The following is a 16,941-nucleotide window of genomic DNA, read 5'->3' on the forward strand; positions in this document are numbered from 1 at the left end:
ATGTTTTTTTACTTCGTTCAGTTATCAGAAGCCGATATTAACCAGAGCCTCTCATTGTCCGTTCTCTAGTTTTCGCATTTATCGTGAAACGCTTTCTCGCGTTTTTCGTGCGCCGCTTCACCGCATTGACAGGTGTTAAAGACTTTGATTTGAAAGAAGCGGTTTGGTATTCGCAAGAGCACCCGCTCGACCTCATCGATTGGAACATTAAGAACAGTCATCGGAAAGATATCGACTTCATCGCTCCGAATTTCCGCAGACAGACCACCAAAAAAGTGCTTCCTCCCGACGAGCGTCCGATTCAGCGTCATAATGCGAACATGTTCGGTCTCGACAGGGCTGAAAAAGAAGGTGATTCGGAATATAGTGCAGGTGATATCTGGCTTTTGCCTTACTGGATGGGACGCTATCTCGGCGTCATCAGTGGTTCTCAAAAGTAGCCATATGCACATTCAACGTTATTTTTACTTTTTCTATTAATGTTTTTGCCCATGCTTTCTTGCCAAGAAGAGTCTGTTCAGGAAAAACAGATCACGCACGATTACGATTACCATCACGATCTGGATAATAACGACAATTTTTCACCCGACGGAAAATGGCTCGTCTATGACACCAGAACCGATAGCGGAGGCATTGCAGCATCTGCAAAAATTGAGAAAGTAAACATTGAAACCGGCGAGAAAAAAGTACTTTTTGAGATAAAAAACAATCGGATCTGGGGACCCGGAGCGGGAGCGGTAAGCTTCAGTCCAACTGAAAATGCGGTCGTTTTTATTCATGGTCTGGCGAGCAGCACAAAGGAAAACCCTTACCAGCAATGGCGCCGAACGGGCGTAATTATCCAGGATAAGAATCCGAATGTGCCTATTTTCATGGATGCGCGGGATGTAACATTCCCATTTACGCCGGGGGCGTTACGGCGGAACGCACCGGCACGAATGGAGCGGCGATGGAAACTGGATTGGTTTTACTTATAATGATGCCGTTTTAAAAGCATTGGAAGATAAAACCGGGCAAAAACGAAACCTCCGCACAATCGGCGTTTCAGAAAAATAGAGCCCGTTATAGTTGATCAAAATGAGGAAAATATCTCCGGTGAATGGTTTAGCGCACTGGTCGTCCGCGTGGTTCCCAATCCTGAACCGGGAAGCGATGAGATCAGTCATGCGGCGGGTGACAGTTGGGTGGGAAGAGATGGCTATTTGCTCAAAAATGGTCAAAAACAGATTGCGAGGGCATTTATCGGCGTCGTGAAGGACAAAAACGGGAAAGATGTCAATGAAGTTTTTATTGTGGACATTCCCGAAGACATTACGCAACCCGGAGACGCTGGCCCGCTGGAAGGAACAAAAGACGACTTTCCGATGCCGCCAAAAGGTGCTGTTCAACGAAGGTTAACATTCACGTCAGAAACCAAATATCCCGGCTGCACAGGCATCGTGCGCGCATCGCCTGACGGAAACGCGCTCGCTTATTTTGGAAAAGACGGAAACGGCATTGAACAAATATTTCTGATTTCGCCATTCGGAGGCAAGCCGCAACAGCTTACGATGCACGATTCCAATGTTTCAGGGAACATTCGCTGGCGACCGGATGGGAAATCGGTGAGTTACGTGCACGAAGGCAGCATTACATTATGCAAAACCGGGGATGCGCCTTTTGAGCAAAGGATAACAAAACTCACGCAACCCACGAGCCCCGCTCCTACAAATACAGTTTGGTCACCAGACGGCAAGACATTAGCATTCAACCGTTTGATTCAAAAAGAAAGCAAAGCGCCGTCTCAGCAAATCTTTGTCATTGAAGTGAAGATGTAGGGGAAACCGTGAGCAATTGCGTCTGCATATTTATAACTTAATATGCAAATTTTCCTATGATTCATACCATGCGCTGGTTCGGGCCGAATGATCCGGTTTCGCTGATGGACATTCGTCAGGCCGGCTGCTCCGGAGTCGTCAGCGCGCTGCATCAGATTCCTGTCGGCGATGTCTGGTCGACCACGCAATTGCAGAACATAAAGCGCTTATCGAAGCTGGCAATGCACAATTCTCGAAGCTTGAATGGCTTGTGATTGAAAGTCTTCCGGTTCACGAACACATTAAAAAAGGCCTCCCTACCCGCGAACTTTACATTGAAAATTATAGGGAATCATTAAGGAATCTGGCCGCATGCGGAATAAAAACCGTTTGCTATAACTTCATGCCCGTTCTGGACTGGTCGCGCACGCAGCTCGACTACACCATGCCCGAAGGACAAAAAACCCTTCGCTTCGTTTGGGAAGATTTTGCCCTGTTCGACTTATACATTCTGCGCAGACCCAATGCTGCCTCGGATTATGAACCGGAAATCCAGCAATCGGCATTGGACAAATTTGAAAAAATGTCTAAGGATGAGCTTTCAGTTTTAACCAACACCGTTTTATTGGGCTTACCTGGCTCCGAAGAGGCTTTTGATCTCGCTCATTTTCAAAGTTATCTGGACGCATATGCGCACATTGACGACAAACAGCTGCGCGAAAACCTATATTATTTTATTAAAGAAGTCGCCCCGGTTGCCAGGATCTTGGCATCAATTTATGCATTCACCCCGATGATCCGCCGAGATCGTTGCTCGGTTTGCCAAGAGTTGTCAGCACCGAAGCTGATCTGGAAGAACTAATGCAAGCGAGTCCTGTGCGGGCAAATGGAATTACTTTTTGCACCGGATCCCTCGGCGTAAGGGCTGATAATGATCTGGTTAAAATTATAGACCGTTTCGGTGACCGCATTCATTTCGTGCATTTAAGAACGACCAAAAGGGAAGACGGAACGCGGAATTTCCATGAAGCGCCTCATTTGCATGGTGACGTGGACATGTACGCCGTAATAAAAGCATTACTAACCGAAGAAACGAAGCGAAAAGGAGCAGGTTATCCGGACAATGAGCTCCCGATGCGCCCGGATCACGGTTTCCAAATGCTCGACGACCTGCACAAACGGACTTATCCCGGATATTCAGGAATCGGCCGCTTAAAGGCATTAGCAGAATTACGCGGTCTTGAAATGGGCATTAAACGCGCATTAAACATTTAAAACGACATTATTTCCGTTAAAGAACTTACGATTATATAGCAATGCCTGAAATTGACAATAATAATATAGCTTCATTGAATGTCTTTTCACTTGAAGGAAAACGCGCGCTCATAACTGGCGGAGGAAGCGGAATTGGCTTTTACATTGCACAAAGCATGGTTCAGGCCGGTGCAAAAGTGGTGATTACCGGTCGTCGTGAAGCTGTTTTGCAAGAAGCAGTGGAGCAGCTCGGTGCGAATGTGAGTTATTTCGTAAACGACATTACGCAATTGAGCACCATTCCTGGCTTGATCGCAGACATTGAAACCGCACACGGCCCGATTGACATTCTGGTCAACAATGCTGGGATCAACATGAAAAAACATGCGATTGAAGTCACAGACGAGGATTTTGACCGTGTTATTCAAACAAATTTACATGCAGTTTTTGCCGTAACAAGAGAAGTCGGCAAACGCATGATCGAACGCAGGAAAGGCTCCATCATCATGATCACATCCATGGCCGCATTATACGGAATTGACCGCGTAGTGGCTTACACGGCTTCCAAATCCGCAGTCGGGGGCATGGTTAAGGCGCTCGCCACGGAATTTTCCCCCTACAATGTAAGGATAAATGCCGTTGCGCCGGGTTTTATAGAAACGCCCATGATGCTGACCGCCATGAACGGCGATCCGTCACGCCGCGACAAAGCCATGGACCGCACGCCCATGGGAACCTGGGGAAAACCCGACGACATCGGCTGGGCCGCCGTATTCCTTGCCTCCCCCGCCGCCAAATTCATCACCGGCGTCTCGCTGCCCGTGGACGGCGGGAATTCGATTGGGTTTTAAAAATTTAACAAATAGTAACCGACACATTCTCCAAATCCAAGATCCATGAAAAGCATCCGCTTGATTAAACCAATTTCCCTTCTTTTACTCCTGACATTCTTCCTGTTGGCGGAAACGCACGCCCAAAAAATCAAGTGGAACAAAGTGAAAATCCTTGTTTATACTAAAAATGGAAAGGGTTACGTGCATGATAACATTGCGGCTTCGGTGACGGCTATGCAGGCGCTGGGGAAGCAGCATGGATTTGGCGTTGATGTGAGCGATGATCCTGCGAAGTTTACGGATGAAAATCTGAAACAATATGATGCGCTGGTTTTTTCAAACACGAATAATGATGTGTTTGACACGGATGCACAACGCGTTGCATTGATGCGTTACATCCAGGCGGGCGGCAATTTCGTTGGCTTGCACTCGGCTTCCGGCACGGAGCGCAAATGGCGTTGGTTTAAGGATATGCTCGGCGGAACCTTTTTCTGGCATGAACCCGGACAGAGTTTTACGGTGAATATTTTGGATGCCAAAAATCCATCATTAGCACATTTGCCAGCCAAATGGGAGCGCAAAACGGATGAATTTTATTTTGTAAAAGAAATGGGCGTAAATCTGAATGTGTTGGCAGTTAATGATCATTCCACCATTCAAAAACCAGCTGGAAAAGCGCTGGACACATTTGGAACCGTGTTTCCTTCGGTTTGGTGGCACGAGTATGACGGCGGCCGTGCGTTTTACACTTCGCTGGGGCACCAGAAAGAAGATTACGAACAGGAAGATTTGAGAAAACACATTCTCGGAGCCATTGAATTCGCCATAGGCCCGCAAAAGGCCAGAAATTACAGTAAGGCTTATGCGACGAGCCCTAATGATGCAGTGCGTAAACAGTAACATTCAACATTACAAATCCGGGCTTCTATGAAAAATTTAACCGAAGAAAATAATCAGGACAGAAGATCTTTCCTGAAAAGTGCAGCCACCGGAACAGCAGGAATCATTGCAGCTTCAATGTTCCCCGCGATCGTTCCGGCAAGTGTTTTTGGCAAATATGCGCCGAGTAACCGCATTAATATTGGCCAGATCGGCATTGGCCGTATTGCAACCGGACATGATTTGCCGGAAGTTTTGAAAAACGAAGTTGCGCACGTTATGGCCGTTGCTGATCTGGATAAAAACAGATTGGCACAAGGTAAAAAATGGATTGAAAAAAAATACGCAGATAAAACGGGCAAAGCTAATTACGTCGATGTGAAGGCTTATGACGACTATAAAGAGCTTTTGGCCAACAAAGAAATTGATGCGGTGATCATTAGCACACCCGATCACTGGCATGCGCAGCCTGCGATGGAAGCGGCTGTTGCTGGTAAGCACATTTATATGCAAAAACCGACTTCGCTAACGATCAAAGAAGGCCGCATGATGGCTGAAATGATCAAAAAGAAGAAAGTGGTTTTCCAATTGGGCAGTCAGCAGCGGTCGATGAATCCTTGGCCGCAGTTTAAAAGAACTTGCGAACTCGTGCGTAATGGTCGCATTGGCCAGCTGAAAAAGGTTTACGTGGGCTTGCCCGGCGATCCGGCTGGTGGTAACACGGAGAAAATGCCTGTTCCGGCAAATCTGAACTACGATATGTGGCTCGGTTCAACGCCGGAAATCTATTATACATTGGACCGCGTGCACTCGCAAACCGACATTAACGACCGTCCGGGATGGCTGCGTTTAGAGCAGTTCGGTGCGGGAATGATCACGGGCTGGGGCTCCCACCACATCGACATTGCGCATTGGGGCATGGACACAGAGCTTACCGGGCCGATCGAAATCGATGGAAAAGCGACTTTCCCGGCTGCGGGCTCTGGCCTCTGGAATGTCCACGGCGACTTTTTGGTCAATGCAAAATATGCCAATGGCATTGAAATGGAAATCGGGGGCACCAATCCAAACGGGATCAAGTTTGAAGGAACCGACGGCTGGATCTTCGTGTCACGTGGCAATGTGGGCGTAACAGCCTCCGATCCGGTTGCTGCGGCTTCGGCAGCAGAAAATAAGGCGTTTTATGCGAGTGATGCCAAAATCCTGGGCTCCGTGATTCAGCCCAACGAAATTCACTTGTATGAAAGTCCCGAGCAGCATCAAAACTGGCTTGAAAGCATTCAAAATGGCAAACAAACAATCAGCCACGCTGAAATTGCGCAACGCTCCTGCTCAGCATGCCTCATCGCACATACGGCCATGAAACTCGGCCGCAAGCTGAAATGGGATCCAAAAAAAGAAGAATATATCGGCGACAAAGAAGCTAATGCAACCCTGTCAAGGCCGCAGCGCGGCCCATATGGAACTAATTATGTAAAAGGATAGCATCTCTTTTTCTCCTTTGCCCCGGGCTTAAGCCCGGGGCAATAGTTTTAAGATAGAATCTTATTTTATCATCAATTTCTAAGATTGCCCTGGGCTTAAGCCCAGGGCAAAATGATTTAAGATAGAATCTTATTTTTATCATCAATTTCTAAAATTGCCCCGGGCTGAAGCCCGGGGCAATTGATTTATCATTATATCTTGATTTTAGTTATGTCAATTTTCATCAGTCACTATAACTAATAATTCCCTTTATATTCTCTCGGAGTGTGCCCGATATATCTTTTAAAATTCCTGTTGAAATTGGATAAAGAATCAAATCCGCTGTCATAGGCAATCTGGGCGATCGTCCATTTATCTTCCAAAAGCAGCTTACACGCATGTCCAATGCGGATTTCGTTTACAAAATCAATAAAGGTTTTGTTAGATCTGGCTTTGAAATATCTGCAAAAAGCCGCCTCCGTCATGCCCGCCAGCGATGCCACATCGCCTAATCTGATCTCCTGAGAAAAATGCTGCAGCACATAATTATGGACTTTGTGCATCCGCTCCGTCTCGGAAACTTTATAAGTATTGACGTAGCCGTAACTCGAAATAGGCGAACCGCCGGTTTCATGCGCGAGCTTGTCCAATAGGGTAAGCAGTTGGAGAATGGTCTGAAAACCCTCTGAATGCATGATCGACATCAATTCCGAGCGGATATGGCTGCGCAATTCGCCTTTATATTCAATGCCCCGTTTGGAATCAATGAGCAACTGCTTCAATGCGAGCATTTCCGGTTTATCCAGAAAATCCTTTCCCAGAAAATCCTCCTGAAAGTACAAAACAACGCCATGCGTATGCAATGACGAACCGGTGTCGAAATACGCAGCATCACTTCGCCAGAGGTGGGGAACGTCGGGCCCGAGGAAAACCGTATCACCAGGACCGAACGTTTGCACGGAATCCCCGATCAGCCGCTTGCCGGTTCCTTCCAGCACGGTGAAAAGTTGGTAATGCGGATGAAAATGCCAGTTAGGATCAAAATGCGGTGCTTTCAGCTCTTGTATGGTCACCGTCCTGACCTGGCTTTCAATATTCTTATGGATTGGTGCCTTCATCGACTTGCCTAATTTTACCTTTCAAACATGTAAAAATAGGATATATGCGTCAAAATACGATCAATCACTGATTCTACTTATCTTTTTGACCTTTAAATTCAATTAGCAAACGGTGAAAGAAATGGCTGAACATGCCGTTGTATTAATGCAGAGCGGTAAACGCTAAGGGAAGAATGTATTGTAATTGGCATAATTTTTTAATAAAAAAGCGTTCCGGAAACCCATTCCAATCTTTTCAGTATAGTGCTGTTCTCAGTTATTAATAAAGAAGCATTTTAGCAATTATGAAGAATTTCGTCCCTCTATTAACCCTAATTTTTGCGCATTTTATGCTGTCGAGTTGTGGAAAAACGACCACAATCAACAGTAATATGGAATTGACCGGCAAATGGGAATTACAAAGTATAGTACAAAACGCTGACACCATCCAGAAGCCGGCCCTGGCCAAAGGACAAATGCCCGTTGTGCTCAATTTCAAGGACAAAGGTGAACTGGAAGGCACCTCGTCAACCAACATTCTCACAGGATTTTACGAAACCGCGCAGCAGAACACCATTCAAATGGGCGGCGGCGGAACAGAACGCGCAGAAACGCAATGGGGCAACCTGTTCGTGAACGCATTGCCTAACGTTAATCTTTACGACCTGAAAATGAACCGGTTGATCTTATATTATGAGAATAACAATCAGATGATTTTCAGCAGAGTGCAGTAATTTCATTTTTAAGAACATACAAAAGGCAGCTTGATTATCAGATCAGGCTGCCTTTTCTTTTGCCACATGTTTTGGCTTATTCTCCGCTTGAATCCTGGCGAAAGGTCAATATGTGGCTAATATTTGTCAAATCAGGTAAAATGGGAAGCGGTTTTTTATTGTAAAATTGTGTGCATCTTAGCAGCGCATAGCCTGACCAAACACCATTTTTGATGAAGTACAGTATGAATTTGCTCCTTTGGGGGCCTCAGATAGACGATAGCCTTTTCCCTACCCTCGAACTGATCAAAGAAATCGGGTTTGACGGCGTAGAAGTCCCCATTTTTAACACCAATCCTGCACATTGGTTTAACTTCCGCAAAAAGCTCGACGAGCTTGGACTAGCTTGTGAAACCGACACGATCTGCGGCCCCTCCGAACATTTGATCAGCCAGGACCCTGCGATGCGCAGACATACGATTGACCATTTAAAAAGTGCATTGGATTGCTCCCTAGTGCTTGGCGCAACCAAATTAATGGGCCCTTACCACTCTGCATTGGGCGTTTTCACCGGTCAGCCAGCCACGCAGGAAGAATGGCAATGGGCAATTGAAGGCATTCGCGAAGTGGCGGATTATGCCGAATCATTGGACATTACACTGGGTTTGGAATATTTAAACCGCTTTGAATTATATCTGACAAGCTGCGGCGACGAGCTGATCCGGTTTGTAGACCAAGTAAATCACCCGCATTGCAAGATCATGTTCGACACTTTCCACGCGAACATTGAAGAAAAGAACATTGGCGACACCATGCGCAAAGCCGGCGACCGCATTTCATTTATCCAACTTTCTGAAAATGACCGTTCTACGCCCGGAAAAGGCAATGTAGATTGGGATGGTGTTTTCAGGGCGATTAAGGATCTTAAATATGACGGCTGGATTAGCATTGAAGCATTTAGCCAGAAATTGCCGGTCGCTAACATTTGGAGAAAGATGTTTGAATCCGAAGAACAACTGATGCGCGACGGACTAGCATTTATCAAATCTAACTTGTCCTAAGCTCATTCCCGGCTACAACTGGCTGGAATCAAGTAGAATCGAAAGAAAAAATTGAACATTTAAAATGAATTTGCGCCTAAGCGTATATTGGTTAAAAATCTGACGCAGTATTATTTTGGATTGGTCTAAATAAGCCTACTTTTGCTTCCCAAATCGAAAGAGATCTTATTTATACAAATTTATGCGCTTATCATTTTTACTATTCTTGACGCTGATCTGCGCGGCTGCCAATGCCCAGACCGGCAATATAAAAGGCTCAGTTAAAACAAGTTCGGATCAGCCAGCTGAATCGGTTAACATTATTTTGAAAGGAACAGGCAAAGGAACCGTCACAGCTGCTGATGGTTCCTTTGAATTTTCAGGGCTGAACGAAGGCAATTATCAGTTGATCGGAACGGGCGTTGGCTTTAAGCGCATTGATAAAAATATTGCTGTAAAATCCGGTGAAACAACCACATTGGAACTGACGGTAACCGAAGATGCGCAGGAATTGCAAACCGTGGAAATCACCGGCCGCAAAGAAACCTCTTACAAAAATGACCTCTCATTCATCGCCAGCAAAACTGCAACACCGATTAAGGAAGTGCCGCAGGCGATCAGCTACATTACCAAAGAAGTGATGCGCGATCAGGGAACATTCCTGATGGGCGACGCTGTGAAAAACATGAGCGGCGTAAACCAATTCACTTTTTATGACGATTTGACCATCCGTGGTTTCCGCATGAACGGCGGCAGCACAACGCAATTGGTGAATGGGTTGAGGACATTTTCCGGGTTTTGGAAACAGCCGCCGGTGAATTATCTGGAAAGAGTGGAAGTGATTAAAGGCGCCGCCTCAGCACTTTACGGGAACACGTCGCCGGGCGGAACGATCAATCGCGTGACGAAAAAGCCATTGACCACGCCCCAGAAATCCCTGACGTTTACAACCGGAAGTTTCAACACATTGCGCACATTGGCAGATTTCACCGGCCCGATGAATGAGAGCAAAACATTGCTTTATCGTCTGAATCTGGGTTATGTGAATGCACAAGGTTTCCGGAACCTGCAATTTGACAAAAACATTATCGTCGCGCCGTCCATATCATTTCTGCCGACAGACAAAACGCGCATCAATTTTGACCTCGTATACAACCGCTCGAACAGCCGCCTGGATCGTGGGCAATCTGTAAAAGGAAATGACCTTTATTCCAGCTCGATCAAGACTTCGTTGAATGCAGTCAACGATTATTTGAATGAAGAAACCTATCTGATAACGACTTCATTAAATCACCAATTTACCCAAAACACTTCCTTCAACGTCGCTTACCTGCGCACGGGCTATTCCGAGGATCTTTTGGAACATAGAAGCAGCAATGTGAACGGAATCGATTCGGCTGGAAAGGCGATTGATAACCTCGTTGCTAGGCAAGTTTTTGTAAGAAAAACGAAGTCGTTTATGGACAATGTTTCGCTGTTCCTGAACCATAATTTCAATACGGGAATCGCTGAGCATAAGCTCGTTGTGGGTTATGATTACATTCAATCTGTGACACCGAAAGGCTCGGGCCAACAAACTGCAAGTGGCTATTTGCTGAAAGCAGGCGGTGCAGGAGCTTATAATGCCAAAACGCCAGAAAAATACGTTTTCTACGATTATACAGAGAACGGCGTGACGCGCAGCATTCCAAAACCGAACATTTCTCATTACGACCTTTCGGTGCAGAATAACAACATGGAAGATCCTTCCAAATACATTTATAATGTTGTTGCTAATGCCTCCACAACGCCTGTTTTCTACAAACTGCACGGCCTTTATTTGCAGGAACAACTAAAAATCAACCGTTTGCAAATTCTCCTAGGCTTGCGATACGACTCTTACATTGATAAAAAAGGCTACACAACCAGCAACGAAACGGATATAACGCAGCACGCCCTCTTGCCGCGTATCGGAGCTGTATATACGCTGACCAACAACATTAATGTGTACGGAACTTACACGAAAGGCTACAACCCGCAAGACGCCACCGTGCAAAGCGATCCTTTATCCGGCGGGCCGTTTGACCCGATCCGCAGCAGCTTGTACGAAGCCGGTTTGAAAACCGAATGGCTCGATGGCAGGTTGACAGCCAATGCGTCGGTTTACCAGATCGAGCAAAACAACACATTGTATTCGGCCAATGCGGCTGAAAACCCAAACTTAATGCAGCAAATTGGCGGCGAAATCGCAAAAGGCGTTGAATTTGACGTGACCGGAAACATTCTTCCAAACTGGAATTTGATCGTCGCTTACAGTTATAATGATGCAAAAATCACCGACGCCGGTTCAAGAGCAGCCGACCAGGTGCTGGTAAACAGGCAGAAACCGAATGCGCCAAAGAATCAGGGAAGCATCTGGACGAAATATACATTTGTCAATGAAGCATTAAGCGGATTTGGGATTGGCTTAGGAGGAAATTTCGTAACTGAGCGGAATGTGTCCATCAACAACACCCAGACATTGCCGGGTTACGAGTTGCTGAATGCGGCCATTTATTACAAAATCGACAAATTCCAGTTCCAGGTGAACCTGAACAATTTGGCTAACAAAACATATTGGGTTGGCGGCTACGATTATTTGCGACTGTTCCCCGGAGCACCGCGCAATTTCATGGCGACCATTTCCTACACCTTTTAAAATGTACTATTCCTAAATCCAAAACTTGTGAAAGGAACATTCAAAAAGATTGCGTCGCAACTGCATTTATGGCTGGGGGTTTCCTCCGGCCTTGTGGTTTTTATAGTCGCCCTCACCGGCTCCCTGCTCGTTTTCGAAGACGAACTCGAACCGGTTATTGACAAGCAATTTCACATTTCTGCCGCGCACGAAGGAAAACAGCGCCTGCCGCTCGACGTGCTGCAATCGAATGCTACTAGAAGCTTTTCCTGCCAAAAAACCTGTCAGAATAACCATTGAAAGTGAAGCGGACCGCAATGTTATTTTCGGTTTGAAAAATGGCAAAAAGGAAAAAGACATCTTGTCCGTGGCTGTTGATCCATACACAGGAATTATCGCAGCGTCCAGAATCGAGCAGAATGCTTTTTTCAGCGTTGTATTGAGGCTACACCGCTATTTATGTCTGGAAGAAACAGGAAAAACCATTACCGGAATCTCCTGCGTAATGTTTCTGATCATCATGATCACCGGACTCGTGCTATGGTGGCCAAACAGAAAAAACACAAAGCAACGCTTCACCATCAAGTGGAACGCCAAATTCAAACGCCTTAACTGGGATCTACACGCCGTTTTCGGCTTTTACGTGCTGCCTTTCGTCTTCATAATCGCCCTCACCGGCTTAGTATGGAGCTACAAATGGGTCAACAACATCATTTTCATGACCTTCGACGGCAAGCCCCAGCAAAAACGCGAAGCACCAGCCAACCTATCCACATTCAAAACACCAATTTCCGGCACCCTCGAAAAAATATACAACGCAACAAACCAAACATTACCCAACCCCGGCAAGATCCTCGTAACCCTCCCCGCGTCCGACAGCCTATCCATCACCATATCCAAAGCCGACGACAACGCCCCCATCGCCAACATCGTCAACTTCCTGTATTTCGACAAAAACAACGGCAACCTCGTCAAAACCCGCCTGTATGCCGAAGAAACCAAAGGCATGCAAGTCAGGAGGCTCATTTACCCGATTCACACTGGAAGCCTGCTCGGCTGGCCGACTAAGATTATTGCGTTTTTGACAGCGCTCATTGCCGCTAGTTTGCCGGTTACGGGGGTTGTGATTTGGTTGGGGAGGAAATTTAAGAGTAAGAAAGTGAAAAACCAGGCGGCCACGCTTGGAAGTAACAAATCAACGACAAAACCGGTGATTGCGAATTGATTGACGGAAAAAATGCGTCGTGCAGGTTGTTACATGCCTCCGGCATTTCCAGACTTGTCCAATTCCTCTTTTCTACCAGTATTGCATGCCTCCGGCATTTAAAAATTTGCCCATCGTTGCTTTTCTTATGCGCGTCGGGCGCCAAAATTCCATCGCTCCGCGATTTAACATTTAGCATTCCCAGCAAGCTCTTTCCTGCCACCGCAAAAATGCCAGAGGCATGAAATATTGGTAGCCGCAACGCGGTAAAAAGCCAACGACCCAGACGCAAATCCCAGAGGGATGTAACAAAACGTGTGACGTTACCGACTCGGATCAAACCTCATCAACAGCGCGTTTCAACCCACTGTTCACGCAATCATGCCGGGTTGAAACCCGGTCTGGAAAATCGGTCGAGCCTACGGCTCTTTCTCGTCGATCGTTCGCTTACCTAACAAGAGCCAGAGGCTCGGACCATTTTTTACCAGCGGGTTTCAACCCGCTGGTAACCCAATCATCCCGGGTTGAAACCCGGTCTGGAAAATCGGTCGAGCCTACGGCTCTTTCAGTCGATGGTTCGCCACCTAACAAGAGCCAGAGGCTCGAACCATTTTTAACAGCGGGTTTCAACCCGCTGGTCGCTCAATAAACCTTCGCCAGCAAATGCGGCCGCTCCTTCTCTAACTTTAAAATCAACTCCCCAAACAACGTATTAACCCAGGCAAACCACTTCCTCGTAAACTTGCTTTGATCATCTTTATCAAAGGATTCGTGCATGAAGCCGGTGTTATTGTGCGTGGTTTTCAGAAGTTTTAGTTGGGCTTCAATTTCTTTGTCGTCGGTGGATGTGATGGCTCTCGCGATGATTCCCATGGGCCAGATCTGGTTTACCAATGTGTGCGGGCTGCCTAAGCCTTCGCCTGCTTTTCCTTTGAAGAAATAAGGATTGGAATCGCTTAGAACGAATTTTCTTGTGTTAATGTAGATCGGATCTTTAACTGACATGGCACCTAAATATGGCATGCTAATCAAGCCAGGAATGCCTGCGTCGTCCATAAGCAGATAGTTTCCAAAACCATCCACTTCAAATGCATAGATCTTGCCAAATTCCGGATGTGGATAAACGGCGTATTTCTTCAATGCAGTTTCGACTTCTGTTGCCAACGCTTTGAAATCACCTGCCATTTTCGCGCCTTCGCCGCCTACTTTTTCCAGCATTTCAGCCACTTCACGGAAGGAAACGACTGCGAAGAAATTGGAAGGGACGAAGAATGGATACATCGCCGCGTCATCAGAAGGACGGAATGTGCTTGCTATCAGGCCGTTTGGCTTAATGGGATTACCATAACCGTTGCCTGGGACCGTGTCCGTAGACCACGATGTTACGCGACCAAATTTGTATGGGCCGGGGCCGTCTTTGCGTTGCTGCTCTTTGCAGGTTTTGAGGATTAACCCCATTGCCTTTGTCCAGTCGGCGTCGAAAGGCTTGGTGTCCCCGGTTATTTTCCAGTAATTATAAGCAAGGCGAATGGTGTAACAAAGTGAATCCAGCTCCCATTTGCGTTCGTGGAGCATGGGTTTCATGTCGGTCACATCCTTGGTCCATTCGCTTTCTTTCGGTCGGTCGTAAAATGCGTTGGCGTAAGGGTCAATAATGATGCATTTGGTCTGGCGGTTGATGAGGCCGGCGACCATATCCTTTAACTTGTTGTCTTCTTTGAGCAACGGCAAATACGGCCAAACCTGCGCTGTGCTGTCTCGGAGCCACATGGCGTCGATGTCGCCGGTGATGACGAACGTGTCGGGCTTGCCGTCGATGGGTTTGTAATGAACGGTTGTATCAATGGTGTTAGGAAAGCAATTTTCGAAAAGCCATGCCAATTCGGGGTCCTTAATTACCTTTTTCATGCGGGTAATCGTCGCTTCCACGGCTGGACTGGTAAAACTCCGCTTGTCGGCAGGAATGCGAACGACGGGAAAATCAGCAGCATTTTTGGCAAATGACCAATTGGAAACGGCCATCCCGGCCACAGCCATCGCGCTGGCTTTTATAAATGTTCTCCGGTGAGAACTGCTCGGTTGAGACATGGATTTAGGAAAAATGATTTATTAAAATATTTTAAAGAAGCAATTTAGGCAAAAATATCCTTTCACACCTCCCGCACCATATGATCGTACGTGTGCCCCAGAAATTCCTTTTCGCCAGCCACCTGAAAACCTACTTTTTCATAGATCTTCCTGGCATCCGGATTCACCTTATCCACGATCAATCCAACGCGATTAAAATGCTTTGCAGCGGCCAATTCACAAAATGCGTTCAGCAGCTTTTTGCCAATTCCCTTTCCCTGATGCGCCGGATCGACATTGACACAATCGACATAATACTCGCCAGCCTCCGTTTCGTCACCTGGTGAAAAATCGGGATCGGATGCTCGGAGGACTTTCAGAACGGGCCCGCGGAGTTCGTGCAAGCGGGCGCCATCGTAGCCGACTATAGAGCCGATTACGCCGTTTTCATCTTCGTAAACCAATGTATTTTCATAACTATATTGATTGCCTTTGTCTGCAATAAACTTTTTCATCAGCGGAATTGCGTCAGTTGGATCGTCGGATTTTGCGAAGAGGCAGGCAATGTGGCCCAGGGCAAGAATAATGAGGGGAGCGAGCTTTGGAGCGTCTTCGGATGTGGCTGGTCGGATCATAAAATTTAATAATTTCTATCTATATTTTGCAAGAATTTGTCGCTGCGCCAAAAAGCAGGTCAAAATCGAGTCAGTACTAATCAAAAGACGTAAAGTTTTTAGCACTATTTTGTTTTAAAATTGTATTGCCTAAAACCGGATCATTAACCTACCAAAATAAATATGTCTCAAAAAATTAATGTTGCAATCGTTGGTCTTGGCTTCGGAGCCGAATTTATCCCCATTTACCAGCAACATCCCAATGCAAATATGTACGCAATTTGCCAGCGTACAGAGTCCAAACTGAATGAAATTGGTGACCAATATGGCATCGACGTGCGCTACACAAGTTACGACGACCTTTTGAATGATCCGAATGTAGACGCCGTACACATTAACTCCCCTATTCCCAACCACGCCGAGCAGACTTTGAAGGCATTGCGCGCCGGAAAACACGTGGCCTGCACCGTGCCGATGGCGACGAGCGTGGAGGATTGCATCGAGATCGTGAAAGCGACCAAAGAATCGGGCAAAAAATACATGATGATGGAAACCGTGGTTTATGCGCGAGAATTCCTGTTTGTAAAAGAATTGTATGAAAAAGGTGAATTGGGAAAAGTGCAGTTCCTGAAAGCAAGTCACCAGCAGGATATGGAAGGCTGGCCTGATTACTGGCCTGGATTGCCTCCTATGCATTACGCAACGCATTGCGTAGGCCCGGTTGCGGGACTTTTGAAGCTGGAAGCGGAATATGTTTCCTGCTTCGGTTCAGGCACGATCAGCGAAGATCTGGCCAAAATCCACAACTCTCCTTTTGCAGTTGAATCCGCGCATATTAAATTTAAGGACAGCGACTTATCTGCTTATGTATATCGCTCGTTATTTGACGTGGCGCGTCAATACAGAGAAAGTTTTGAGGTTTACGGAAGCAAAAAATCATTCGAATGGCCATTGATCGAAGGCGAAGATCCTGTGATCCACACGGCGAAAAAACCGGAACACGAAATCGCTGAGAAAGTGGCAACACCAGATTACGCACATTATCTGCCAGAAGAAATCCGTCATTTCACCGGAAAAGGCGTTTATAACCTGGACGAAAACGCGCATTTGTCATTTGTACAAGGAGGCGGCCACGGCGGCTCACACCCGCATTTGGCCCACGAGTTCATCACTGCATTAATTGAAGACCGCGAGCCTTTCCCGAATGCATGGCAATCGGCTAACTGGACGAGCGTTGGGATTCTGGCGCATGAGTCGGCATTACAGGGAGGCGCGTTAATTCAGCTGCCTGATTTTAAGGAGTTATCGTAAGACAACAATCAAG

General features: G+C 46.6%; 13 protein-coding genes and 3 pseudogenes. 13 read left to right on the top strand and 3 right to left on the bottom strand.

Going from position 1 to position 16,941, the window contains the following annotated elements:
* Window positions 1-116 precede the first annotated feature (116 nt).
* From AC0IYG_RS00330 to AC0IYG_RS00360, 7 genes and pseudogenes are all read left to right on the top strand, one after another.
* Window positions 117-440, top strand: a pseudogene (locus AC0IYG_RS00330) (hypothetical protein); the annotation flags it as partial.
* Window positions 441-491: 51 nt separating this feature from the next.
* Window positions 492-1,056 (top strand): annotated as a pseudogene (locus AC0IYG_RS00335) (DUF3748 domain-containing protein).
* Between the two features lie 68 nt (window positions 1,057-1,124).
* Window positions 1,125-1,817, top strand: a complete 693-nt coding sequence (locus tag AC0IYG_RS00340) for a TolB family protein (RefSeq protein ID WP_471709049.1) — start codon at window positions 1,125-1,127, stop codon at window positions 1,815-1,817.
* Window positions 1,818-1,873: 56 nt separating this feature from the next.
* Window positions 1,874-3,071: pseudogene (gene uxuA / locus AC0IYG_RS00345) on the top strand (mannonate dehydratase).
* A 41-nt stretch (window positions 3,072-3,112) separates the two neighbouring features.
* Window positions 3,113-3,901, top strand: a complete 789-nt coding sequence (locus AC0IYG_RS00350; RefSeq protein ID WP_471709050.1) for an SDR family NAD(P)-dependent oxidoreductase — start codon at window positions 3,113-3,115, stop codon at window positions 3,899-3,901.
* Between the two features lie 45 nt (window positions 3,902-3,946).
* Complete coding sequence (locus tag AC0IYG_RS00355) at window positions 3,947-4,783, top strand: ThuA domain-containing protein (RefSeq protein ID WP_471709051.1); 837 nt, start codon at window positions 3,947-3,949, stop codon at window positions 4,781-4,783.
* 27 nt (window positions 4,784-4,810) lie between these two features.
* The gene (locus AC0IYG_RS00360; protein ID WP_471709052.1) at window positions 4,811-6,247 is read left to right on the top strand and encodes a Gfo/Idh/MocA family protein; all 1,437 of its coding nucleotides are present in this window, start codon (window positions 4,811-4,813) and stop codon (window positions 6,245-6,247) included.
* Between the two features lie 236 nt (window positions 6,248-6,483).
* On the opposite strand, the gene AC0IYG_RS00365 is transcribed toward AC0IYG_RS00360, so the two are convergent.
* The gene (locus AC0IYG_RS00365; protein WP_471709053.1) at window positions 6,484-7,344 is read right to left on the bottom strand and encodes an AraC family transcriptional regulator; all 861 of its coding nucleotides are present in this window, start codon (window positions 7,342-7,344) and stop codon (window positions 6,484-6,486) included.
* A gap of 371 nt (window positions 7,345-7,715) precedes the next feature.
* Between AC0IYG_RS00365 and AC0IYG_RS00370 the strand changes: the two genes are divergently transcribed.
* The 5 genes from AC0IYG_RS00370 (at window position 7,716) to AC0IYG_RS00390 (ending at window position 12,957) form a co-directional block, all read left to right on the top strand.
* Window positions 7,716-8,057 carry an META domain-containing protein gene (locus AC0IYG_RS00370; protein ID WP_471709054.1) on the top strand — a complete coding sequence of 114 codons (342 nt, stop codon included), beginning with the start codon at window positions 7,716-7,718 and terminating at the stop codon, window positions 8,055-8,057.
* Between the two features lie 212 nt (window positions 8,058-8,269).
* Window positions 8,270-9,097, top strand: a complete 828-nt coding sequence (locus AC0IYG_RS00375) for a sugar phosphate isomerase/epimerase family protein (protein ID WP_471709310.1) — start codon at window positions 8,270-8,272, stop codon at window positions 9,095-9,097.
* Between the two features lie 181 nt (window positions 9,098-9,278).
* The gene (locus AC0IYG_RS00380) at window positions 9,279-11,753 is read left to right on the top strand and encodes a TonB-dependent siderophore receptor (RefSeq protein WP_471709055.1); all 2,475 of its coding nucleotides are present in this window, start codon (window positions 9,279-9,281) and stop codon (window positions 11,751-11,753) included.
* Between the two features lie 27 nt (window positions 11,754-11,780).
* A complete protein-coding gene (locus AC0IYG_RS00385; RefSeq protein WP_471709056.1) occupies window positions 11,781-12,032 on the top strand; it encodes a PepSY domain-containing protein in 252 nt (83 codons plus the stop codon).
* Entirely contained in the window at window positions 11,983-12,957 is a 975-nt protein-coding gene (locus tag AC0IYG_RS00390) for a PepSY-associated TM helix domain-containing protein (RefSeq protein ID WP_471709057.1), read from the top strand. The genes AC0IYG_RS00385 and AC0IYG_RS00390 overlap by 50 nt, the downstream gene beginning before the upstream one ends.
* Window positions 12,958-13,578: 621 nt before the next feature.
* Here AC0IYG_RS00390 and AC0IYG_RS00395 read toward each other — a convergent pair.
* Window positions 13,579-15,024, bottom strand: coding sequence for a glycoside hydrolase family 125 protein (locus AC0IYG_RS00395; RefSeq protein WP_471709058.1), 1,446 nt, complete (start codon window positions 15,022-15,024; stop codon window positions 13,579-13,581).
* A 62-nt stretch (window positions 15,025-15,086) separates the two neighbouring features.
* A complete protein-coding gene (locus tag AC0IYG_RS00400) occupies window positions 15,087-15,638 on the bottom strand; it encodes a GNAT family N-acetyltransferase (protein WP_471709059.1) in 552 nt (183 codons plus the stop codon).
* A gap of 162 nt (window positions 15,639-15,800) precedes the next feature.
* On the opposite strand from AC0IYG_RS00400, the gene AC0IYG_RS00405 reads away from it, so the two are divergent.
* The gene (locus AC0IYG_RS00405) at window positions 15,801-16,928 is read left to right on the top strand and encodes a Gfo/Idh/MocA family protein (protein WP_471709060.1); all 1,128 of its coding nucleotides are present in this window, start codon (window positions 15,801-15,803) and stop codon (window positions 16,926-16,928) included.
* Window positions 16,929-16,941 lie beyond the last annotated feature (13 nt).

The organism is Dyadobacter sp. AC419, from assembly GCF_979253085.1.

What these genes read in the sequence shown, in the direction of transcription:
- AC0IYG_RS00350 (WP_471709050.1), top strand. Translation starts at nt 3,113, where the DNA reads ATGCCTGAAATTGACAATAATAATATAGCTTCATTGAATGTCTTTTCA.
- AC0IYG_RS00355 (WP_471709051.1), top strand. Translation starts at nt 3,947, where the DNA reads ATGAAAAGCATCCGCTTGATTAAACCAATTTCCCTTCTTTTACTCCTG.
- AC0IYG_RS00360 (WP_471709052.1), top strand. Translation starts at nt 4,811, where the DNA reads ATGAAAAATTTAACCGAAGAAAATAATCAGGACAGAAGATCTTTCCTG.
- AC0IYG_RS00365 (WP_471709053.1), bottom strand. Translation starts at nt 7,344, where the DNA reads ATGAAGGCACCAATCCATAAGAATATTGAAAGCCAGGTCAGGACGGTG.
- AC0IYG_RS00370 (WP_471709054.1), top strand. Translation starts at nt 7,716, where the DNA reads ATGGAATTGACCGGCAAATGGGAATTACAAAGTATAGTACAAAACGCT.
- AC0IYG_RS00375 (WP_471709310.1), top strand. Translation starts at nt 8,270, where the DNA reads ATGAAGTACAGTATGAATTTGCTCCTTTGGGGGCCTCAGATAGACGAT.
- AC0IYG_RS00380 (WP_471709055.1), top strand. Translation starts at nt 9,279, where the DNA reads ATGCGCTTATCATTTTTACTATTCTTGACGCTGATCTGCGCGGCTGCC.
- AC0IYG_RS00390 (WP_471709057.1), top strand. Translation starts at nt 11,983, where the DNA reads ATGCTACTAGAAGCTTTTCCTGCCAAAAAACCTGTCAGAATAACCATT.
- AC0IYG_RS00395 (WP_471709058.1), bottom strand. Translation starts at nt 15,024, where the DNA reads ATGTCTCAACCGAGCAGTTCTCACCGGAGAACATTTATAAAAGCCAGC.
- AC0IYG_RS00400 (WP_471709059.1), bottom strand. Translation starts at nt 15,638, where the DNA reads ATGATCCGACCAGCCACATCCGAAGACGCTCCAAAGCTCGCTCCCCTC.
- AC0IYG_RS00405 (WP_471709060.1), top strand. Translation starts at nt 15,801, where the DNA reads ATGTCTCAAAAAATTAATGTTGCAATCGTTGGTCTTGGCTTCGGAGCC.